Source organism: Alteromonas alvinellae, assembly GCF_902705805.1.
The window spans coordinates 20,562-29,476 of record NZ_CACSIH010000099.1 but is presented as its reverse complement, the minus strand read 5'-3'; the positions used below and the strand labels follow the sequence as shown (position 1 = coordinate 29,476).

At 43.4% G+C, this 8,915-nt stretch carries 9 protein-coding genes; 3 read left to right on the top strand and 6 right to left on the bottom strand.

Going from position 1 to position 8,915, the window contains the following annotated elements; all coding sequences use genetic code 11:
- Positions 1 to 115 precede the first annotated feature (115 nt).
- From ACX5KA_RS06605 to cysK, 3 genes are all read right to left on the bottom strand, one after another.
- Positions 116 to 445: a hypothetical protein gene (locus ACX5KA_RS06605; protein ID WP_039220747.1), complete on the bottom strand. Its 330-nt coding sequence runs from the start codon at positions 443 to 445 to the stop codon at positions 116 to 118.
- 227 nt (positions 446 to 672) lie between these two features.
- Positions 673 to 1,131, bottom strand: coding sequence for a nuclear transport factor 2 family protein (locus ACX5KA_RS06600; RefSeq protein WP_458730717.1), 459 nt, complete (start codon positions 1,129 to 1,131; stop codon positions 673 to 675).
- A gap of 229 nt (positions 1,132 to 1,360) precedes the next feature.
- Positions 1,361 to 2,326: a cysteine synthase A gene (cysK, locus tag ACX5KA_RS06595; RefSeq protein WP_458730716.1), complete on the bottom strand. Its 966-nt coding sequence runs from the start codon at positions 2,324 to 2,326 to the stop codon at positions 1,361 to 1,363.
- 271 nt (positions 2,327 to 2,597) lie between these two features.
- Here cysK and ACX5KA_RS06590 point away from each other — a divergent pair, with 271 nt between their 5' ends.
- The 3 genes from ACX5KA_RS06590 to ACX5KA_RS06580 are packed head-to-tail and all read left to right on the top strand — an operon-like array spanning position 2,598 to position 5,383.
- The gene (locus ACX5KA_RS06590) at positions 2,598 to 3,434 is read left to right on the top strand and encodes an AAA family ATPase (RefSeq protein ID WP_458730715.1); all 837 of its coding nucleotides are present in this window, start codon (positions 2,598 to 2,600) and stop codon (positions 3,432 to 3,434) included.
- Positions 3,434 to 4,615 carry a vWA domain-containing protein gene (locus ACX5KA_RS06585; RefSeq protein ID WP_039220755.1) on the top strand — a complete coding sequence of 394 codons (1,182 nt, stop codon included), beginning with the start codon at positions 3,434 to 3,436 and terminating at the stop codon, positions 4,613 to 4,615. The genes ACX5KA_RS06590 and ACX5KA_RS06585 overlap by 1 nt, the downstream gene beginning before the upstream one ends.
- A 48-nt stretch (positions 4,616 to 4,663) precedes the next feature.
- Positions 4,664 to 5,383: a nucleotidyltransferase family protein gene (locus tag ACX5KA_RS06580; protein WP_039220757.1), complete on the top strand. Its 720-nt coding sequence runs from the start codon at positions 4,664 to 4,666 to the stop codon at positions 5,381 to 5,383.
- Between the two features lie 22 nt (positions 5,384 to 5,405).
- Here the strand turns inward: ACX5KA_RS06580 and ACX5KA_RS06575 are convergent, their stop codons facing one another.
- From ACX5KA_RS06575 to ACX5KA_RS06565, 3 genes are all read right to left on the bottom strand, one after another.
- Positions 5,406 to 6,779, bottom strand: a complete 1,374-nt coding sequence (locus ACX5KA_RS06575) for an MATE family efflux transporter (RefSeq protein ID WP_458730714.1) — start codon at positions 6,777 to 6,779, stop codon at positions 5,406 to 5,408.
- 100 nt (positions 6,780 to 6,879) lie between these two features.
- On the bottom strand, positions 6,880 to 8,094 hold the full coding sequence (gene moeA, locus ACX5KA_RS06570) for a molybdopterin molybdotransferase MoeA (RefSeq protein WP_458730713.1): 1,215 nt from the start codon (positions 8,092 to 8,094) through the stop codon (positions 6,880 to 6,882).
- Positions 8,095 to 8,232: 138 nt separating this feature from the next.
- Complete coding sequence (locus tag ACX5KA_RS06565) at positions 8,233 to 8,904, bottom strand: phosphoglycolate phosphatase (RefSeq protein ID WP_458730712.1); 672 nt, start codon at positions 8,902 to 8,904, stop codon at positions 8,233 to 8,235.
- Between the last annotated feature and the right edge of the window lie 11 nt (positions 8,905 to 8,915).

Sequence of the window (8,915 nt, the reverse complement as noted above, 5' to 3'; positions counted from 1 at the left end):
AACGACCGATCGGATTCACCGAAATACGCACGTAGGGCATAATAGCGGAGCGGCCCCGCGTAAATGCGTCCCAGCGAGATAAGCTTGAGAGCGCCTTTAGTGTTTTGTTATGCGCCTAACCCACTGTATACGATAGTGTGACTGGTGAGCCAATAGAAAAAGAAGCCTTAGAGATAATATTTGGCAAAGTTATGATTCGTGAATCGTATTCAGTTGCAAATGAAACGAAGATATCTGTATTTTCCACTTCTACATTATGTGAAGTTACGAAACTTGCTACAAATTCCAGTGTTGATGGAGTTAGCGGCACACACACTACAAAACCACCCAATTTTCTGTTTGGTCTACAAGATGAGGCTTCATCAATTGATTTGATTTCGTTGGCTAATTCTTCTGAAAGCGAAAAGAATCTGAAGCTGATATCTAATTTAATGTCTGAATCCATTCAAAGTGTCCGTAGGTGCCTAACAATTTAGTATACGGAAAAAATCCTTTATGCAAGGTGGAAAAATTCCGTATATCAGTTTTGTGTTGTTCTAAGTTATCACTCCAAAACAACACATTAAACAAAAGATAAATGTAACTGAGCTTAAAAGCCGGAAAATATCCTTTTTATTTTTACTTATCGTAAAATTGGTGAGCTGTATATAAAAACAGTATTTGGTTTGATTGTTATAAATAGGCATCAGGGTGAATTTTGTTTACCTTCCACTCACCGTCTTCCTTGATCAAATCAAGGCTTCTTAAGTCTTCTACTTTTTCACCATTGTAATTGCCGCTTAAAAATACGGTGATGGTCGACTTTTCTGAAAACTCGTTTCTGCCTATTTTACCTGCACTTTGTGGAGTAACTGTTACCGTGTCGTACTTCAAATTAAGCAGATGGCGCTGAACGTTGCTGTTCGTGTGATATCGCGTGAGTATGCGCGACATTTTTTCGCTGGAAAGTTGAATAGCTGTGTCTAAATTATCATCTTCGTAAACACTTTTTAGGAACATAACTGTGGTGTATTCAGGTGTGCTCTCATCAAGCATCCCGTAGCGTCCAATGCCTTCTTTCTTTTCACCACACGCCGATAAAATCAAAACTGTAAAAAGCCCGAATAGGGCGTACCACATACGCGTTTTCATTTGGGTTACCTTAAACTAAAGAGGTCCGTTTCTTATTGATAGTTTCATATCTTTACGAAGTCAACTAATCGACTGCGTAGATGTTTGCATAGCGGATTATTCACAAAAATCAGTGTAAAAGCAAAGGGGCAAAAAAGCCATTTAGCTATCGCTATAAAATGATTTAATTTGATGCATAAAAAAACGAGGCGCAAGGCCTCGTTTATGAATTAATAAAATAGCGAGAAGGTTATTGAACTTCTTCTTGTTCGTCGAACGCACCAGCAAACAGAGGGCTACTTAGGTAACGTTCTGTGCCGCTTGCTAGAAGTACTACAACCACTTTATCTTTGTTTTCTGGGCGTTCAGCATATCGCTTCGCAGCAACAACGGCAGCACCAGAAGAAATACCCGCAAGAATACCTTCATCAGTCATTAGCTTGCGCGCCATGTCCATACATTCTTCGTTGGTAACTTGCTCAACTTCGTCAATTAGGTCTAGGTCTAGGTTACCTGGAATGAAACCTGCGCCAATCCCCTGAATTTTGTGTGGGCCAGGGGTTAATTCTTCGCCCGCAAGCGCTTGGGTAATTACTGGAGAGTCTGTTGGCTCAACGGCAATTGAAGTGATCGCTTTACCTTTTGTATTCTTAAGGTAGCGACTTACACCCGTAATAGTACCACCCGTACCAACGCCAGCTACGAATGCATCTACTTTACCATCGGTATCTTCCCAAATTTCAGGGCCGGTGGTTTTTTCGTGTATAGCTGGGTTTGCCGGGTTGTCGAACTGTTGAAGCAATACATATTTGTCTGGAGCTGATGCCACAATTTCTTGTGCAGCGGCAACGGCACCTTTCATGCCCTTAGGCGCTTCAGTAAGAACAAGGTTTGCGCCCAAAGCTTTTAGAAGTTTGCGACGCTCAAGGCTCATGCTGCTAGGCATGGTTAGCGTTAGCTTATAACCGCGAGACGCTGCAACAAACGCCAAAGCGATACCTGTGTTACCACTGGTCGGCTCTACAATTTCTTTACCTTCGGTAAGGACACCGCGTTTTTCAGCATCCCAAATCATGTTTGCGCCAATACGGCACTTAACGCTGAAGCTTGGGTTACGCGATTCAATTTTTGCGTATACATTACCTGATGTTACGCGATTTAGCTTAACTAGTGGCGTGCGGCCAATAGATAGGGAATTGTCGTCAAATACGTTCATTATAAATCCTTACCTCGTTCCTTATTTTATAGGAAACCCCGTCTGTCGTGATCTGTACGACCTTTTTAGTAGTTAATAATTCAACGCGTGTGATAGTTAATAATTCACAGCCTGAATTAGGGGATTTCGTCATACCCCTATATCATTGGTCCCAATCAGTAAAATGCAAAGTGCTTTTTAGCTATATGTTATATCTATGGGCAATCATGAGAAGGCCTTGACATTATAGTTAAAATTGCAAAGACGAAAAATTATACGGAGTACAACAATAATGGCTTTTAGTGGCACGTCTAATTATATCGCAACCAAAGACTTACAGCTGGCGGTTAACGCAGCTATTACTCTAGAGCGTCCGCTTTTAATTAAAGGCGAGCCGGGCACAGGCAAAACCATGCTTGCTGAAGAATTGGCCGAGAGTTTAGGCACCGAACTAATTCAGTGGCACATTAAATCAACCACTAAAGCACAGCAAGGTTTGTACGAATACGACGCAGTATCACGTCTTCGCGACTCTCAACTTGGTGATGATCGCGTTCACGATATCAGCAACTACATCGTAAAAGGTAAATTATGGGAAGCCTTTAGCGCAGAAAAGCGCCCGGTACTATTAATTGATGAAATTGATAAAGCTGACATTGAGTTTCCCAACGACTTGCTGCTAGAGCTCGATAAGATGGAATTCTTCGTATACGAAACACAAGAACGCGTAGTAGCGAAGCAGCGTCCTATTGTTATTATTACATCGAACAACGAAAAAGAGCTGCCAGATGCTTTCTTGCGCCGTTGTTTCTTCCACTACATTCAGTTCCCGAATCCAGAGGAAATGCAAGAAATCGTTAACGTACATTTCCCAAATTTAAAGAAAAAGCTGCTTGATGAAGCGTTAAAGGCCTTCTTTGAAATTCGCGATGTACCAGGGCTTAAGAAAAAGCCTTCTACCTCTGAACTTATCGACTGGCTTAAGCTCTTGGTTGCTGAAGATATTCCACCAGAAGCGCTTCACTCAAAAGACGGAAAAGCTGCTATTCCACCGCTTTATGGGGCACTGCTGAAAAACGAACAAGACATACATTTGTTTGAAAAACTGGTCTTTATGGCGCGTCGCTAATGCTTATTCAGTTTTTTTATACACTGCGAAAATATCAGGTTAAAACCACGCTGCGCGAGTTGCTGGATTTGCTTAGTGCGCTTGAAAAGCACGTGGTGTATGCCGATATCGAAGCGTTCTACAGTTTGTCGCGTACCATAATGGTGAAGGACGAAACTCAGTACGATAAGTTCGACAGAGCGTTTGCGGAGTATTTTGAAGGTGTTGAATCTGTCGATTTGTTTGGCAAAGAGATTCCTGAGGAATGGCTGCGTAAGGAAATTGAGAAAAATTTAAGCCCTGAAGAGCGTGAGGCACTGCGTAACGCCGGTGGCCTTGAAGAACTGATGGAAACGTTGAAAAAGCGCTTAGAAGAACAAGAAAAGCGTCACCAAGGTGGAAATAAATGGGTGGGCACCGGCGGAACATCCCCGTTTGGCGCTTATGGCGACAATCCAGAAGGTGTGCGAATAGGGCAAAAGGGCAATAGAAAGTTTTCGGCAGTAAAAGTATGGGATAAACGCGAGTTTAAAAACCTAAGCTCTGATGTAGAACTGGGTACGCGTAACATAAAAGTGGCCCTTAGGAAGCTACGCAAGTTTGCTCGCACAGGCGCAAGTGAGCAGCTAGATGTGCCAACAACCATAGGTGAGACAGCTAAAAAAGGCGGTTTACTCGATATCCACATGTCACCAGAACGTCACAATGCGGTAAAAGTGTTGATGTTTTTTGATGTGGGCGGCTCTATGGACCCACACGTAAAAAGTACTCAAGAGCTTTTCTCTGCGGTACAAAGCGAGTTTAAATACTTAGAGTACTTTTATTTCCACAACTGCGTGTATGAGGAGGTGTGGAAAGATAACCTTCGTCGCAATAAAGAACGCATTCCTATTTGGGATATCATTCATCGCTACGGAAAAGACTACAAGGTTATTTTCGTAGGAGACGCTACCATGGGACCGTATGAAATAACGTATCCAGGTGGCAGTGTAGAGCATTGGAATGAAGAGCCGGGCAGTGTGTGGATGCAGCGTTTATTGAACCACTTTAACAACGCTGTGTGGCTTAATCCGCAAGCTGAGAATTATTGGCCGTATTATTCGTCTATCAAAATTATTCGTGAAATTATGGAAGACAGAATGTATGGGCTAACGCTTGAAGGGTTAACGGCTGCTATCAAAGGGCTTAGCAGAAGCCGCTAAGCCCTTTGACGTGTCACGTTTTATTTCTTTGATATAACGGATATTGAATTGAAGTCGGAAAATTATGCCGTAGCACTCGTGGTGTTGGCGGGCGGAAAGAGCGCTCGCTACAAGGGTAATAAGCTTTTATCGGAACACCCAATTTCTGCGCTTTCTCTTATACAACACAGTGTGGGGGAGGTAGTTAGTGCGCGCAATGACTTAGCGTTAACCAGTGAATTACCCATTACCGTTGTTACGGGTAGATGGCATGATTCCGTAAATTCGCAGCTAAAACATTCCCCATGTAAGGTTTCTGAACTACCCATCAGTATCGTTCACAACGCTAATTGGGATGAAGGCCTTGCATCAAGTATTCGCACTGGACTCACGCATCTTTTAAGCCATTCATCACTGTCGAAATCAGTATCCCCGACAGCAAAGGGCTCGTGTACAAGACCTACTCATGTGCTATTCACGTTGGCCGATTTGCCGAGTATTAATGCACAAGACTTCGTTCGCCTTATCAACGCTTCTTATGCGAACCCTAATCACATAGTATGTAGTGAATGGCAAAAGCAGGGAGAGAACAATAGTCGATTAACCGTGCCTGCTATCTTTCCTGAAGCGGTATTTAGTGAACTGCTAGCGCTAAGTGGCGATATGGGGGCTAAGCCGGTTATTAAGAAGTATGCGAAATTAGGTAGGGTAACGGCTGTGTCTATACCTAACGCACAATTTGATATAGACACGCCACAAGACTGGGACAAACTAAAAAGCAGGGGGTAACTGCTTTGGTTCAATTGAACGGTTATGCATTCGCGATATGATGCGCAGCACTGGGCCTTTGGATGTAAAGAAGGCGTGCACCTAGCATAACAGCTGCAGTACTCAATCCTACAATGAAGCCAATCCAAAACCCTGCTGCGGCCATTGGTTCTGCCGTTATCCAGTTTGTTCTACCTAAAATAACGCCTGTAGGTAGACCTATTAACCAGTAGGACACAAAGGTAATAATAAACATCGCTGTTGTGTCTTTATAGCCGCGTAATGCATTAGCCGAAATCACTTGAACCGCATCAGACAATTGGAATAACGCCGCATAAATCAATAACGCATTTGCCAAGGTATATACGGCTTCGTCGCTGGTGTACAGGCCAATGATGAATCCCTTTGCTAGCAGGGTGAAGCTAGCCGTACACGCAGCGGTGAAAAAACCGATCAGAATAGCGGTTCGAGCTGCAATTTTTGCCTGTCGTGGATTATTTTGCCCTATGCGATAGCCAATGCGAATTGCTGCTGCCATACCAATGCTCATAGGAAACATGAACATCAGGGCCGAGAAATTCAGTGCGACTTGGTGGGCCGCTACCGTTGTGGCACCAAAAGGGGCTAATAACAACGCAACCAGTGAAAACAGCGTCACTTCAAACAGGATAGTCATAGCAATGGGCAAGCCCATTTTGAAGGTGCGATTTATGGTTACCATGTTAGGTTTATACAATTGTCCGAACAAATTGTACTTTTGCAGGGCAGGGGCAAAACGAACATAGATAACGGTTGCTATAAGCATAGTGTAAATAACAATGGCCGTTGCAATACCACAACCCGCACCGCCCATAGCTGGTAATGGGCCTACACCATAGATAAACAGGTAGTTCCCTACAATGTTCGCCATCAGCCCGATAACTGTAATAATCATAGTGGGTTTGGTTTTACCCAAGCCTTCACAATAGTTTCTAAGCCATTGGTAAAGTGCAAATCCAGGCATAGCGAACAGCACATAAAGTACGTAGTCTACGGTAATGCTAAATAGCTCGGGCGCCATAGGGAACAGCGCGACTATGCTTTCAGTAAATGGAATTAAGCCTGCTACCGCTAATCCCACAAAGAAAACCAGATAACCAGCTTGCTGACTTGCGTCGGCAATACCACTTAAATTTTTGTTTCCCTGCAACCGTGAAATGATTGGGGGAAGTGCCAGCGCTATACCCTGTATAAAGCAAAGCAGTGGCACAGTGATGCTAAATCCAAGTGCTACCGCAGCCATGTCGGTTGCACTGTAACGCCCAGCCATAATAGTATCGCTAACGCCCATTAGCATTTGAGTAATCTGCGCAACCAACAATGGCCATGCTAGTTTTAAAATGTCTCTTCCTTCTAAAAGAAAGCGTTTCTTATTCACGGTAATGTGTCTCTATATGGGTCGCCTAGGGCGATAAAAATGCAGAAAATAAAAACGAGCTTAAAAGCCTTAACGAAGTAGCGTTTCAACAACGAACTTGTTAAAAATGTAGCGGTATAACCGGAACCGTATCGCCAACTTTTAACTCACTTATATCTTCATGTACTACCATTAGGCAGTTAGCAGAAGTGATTGAAGTCATAACGCCAGAGCTTTGTGACTTAAATGGTGTGACTTCCCATTCACCTTGATTATTTCTTACCATGGTTGCACGCTGAAAGTCTCGGCGGCCTGCACGTCGCTTAAGAGGTGTCGTAATGCTAGCGTTAACAAAGAACGGCTCGTGCGGTTGTACTTGCCCTTGCATTTTTTTGATAACAGGCACAACCAATAATTTTGCGGTAACAAATGAAGACACAGGATTGCCCGGCAAACCGCAAAACAAGGTGTTGTTTATTTTACCCAGAGCAAAGGGTTTACCCGGTTTAACTGCGACTTTCCAAAAGTCGATAGTGCCCAATTCAGCGATGATATCTTTTACATAGTCGGCATCGCCCACAGATACACCACCGCTACTTACCATTACATCTACACGCTCGCTCGCCTCAATGAAGAGTTTACGCAAAGAAGCTTCGTCGTCTTCTACAATGCCGAAATCAACAAGCTCTACGTTTTCATTGCTTAAAATGCTGCTTACACCAACGCGATTAGACTCGAAAATTTGTGTCGATTTACAGGGTTCGCCAGGTGCAGCAAGTTCAGAACCAGTCGCGACTACACCAACGCGAAGTTTTCTGAATACTGCCACCTTACTGTTTCCTTGGGAGGACAGCAGCATAAGGTGTTCGGCGTGAAGGCGCGTGCCCTTGCTTATTAGTGTATCGCCACTAGCGATATCATTGGCCTTTTTACGTATATTCTCTTGCGCCGATGGAATTTTATTGATCAAAACCGCGCCATCATGACTTTCGGTATTCTCTACCATTACAACGGCGTTAGCATTGGCAGGCACCGGGGCCCCCGTCATTATTTTAAATGCTTTGCCTTTTTCAAGCGGCTCATCAGCACTCATGCCAGCTGTAATTACACCCTGTACTTCGAGTTTTTCACTGTGTTTGAGATCTTCCGCATTTACGGCATAGCCATCCATTGCTGAATTATCCCATGGCGGGACATCAACGTGGGCAGTTACATCTAGGGCCAAGATGCGGTTGTTGGCGTCAAAAATGCTCACTTGCTCAACGTCGTTTATCGCTTTTGCAGCGTCTAATGCTTTAGTGAGGGCTTCTTCTAGTGAAAGCCATTTAGATGACATACCAGCAACTCCATGAAATGATTTAACACGCGGATATTACAGAAAAAGCGGCCTTATACCAAAGGTTAAAGCGTGAAATAAAAGAAAGTATGCGTAAACGACGCAATTGAAGTTGTATCAACGGCTATGTCAGATAAATTAAGAAGCGAGCGTTAATATCTCTTCAAAATCGTCGAAAACCCAGTTAGGTTTATATTTTGCGATGCTCTCACCATAGTTATACCCGTAGGTAAGCCCTATACTTTTTATGTTCGCGGCTTTTGCGGCAACAATGTCATTTTTAGAATCTCCAACCATTACACACTGTGAGGGCGAAACACTAAGCTTTTCACAGGCGTGCAGAAGGGGAAGGGAAGAAGGCTTTTTTTCCGGTAAACTATCACCGCCAATGGTAAGCGAAAACAATGAAAATATTGAGAACGATGAAAGAATAGGCTCAATAAATTCCGAAGGTTTATTAGTGATTAATGCTAGCGTGAACCCTTGTTCTTTTAGCGCGTGAAGTGTTGCGAACACGCCATCAAACAGCACTGTACTTTTAGTATCTAGCGTTCGGTAATAGAAAAGAAATTTTTCTAAAGCGGCATCAATCTCGTTTGATGTGTAATGGTGTCTGATCTCTGCGTTGCCGCTCAATCCGCGTTCTACCAAAACACGGGCACCATTTCCAACCCAGTGTCTAATTGTCTGCTCGTTATACGTTGGTAATTGGTAGTCGTTTAATGTTTGATTTAACGCAGTTGCCAAATCAGGAACAGAGTCCACCAAGGTTCCATCTAAATCGAAAAAAAAGGTATTAATTTCTTGCATTACAAACTTTT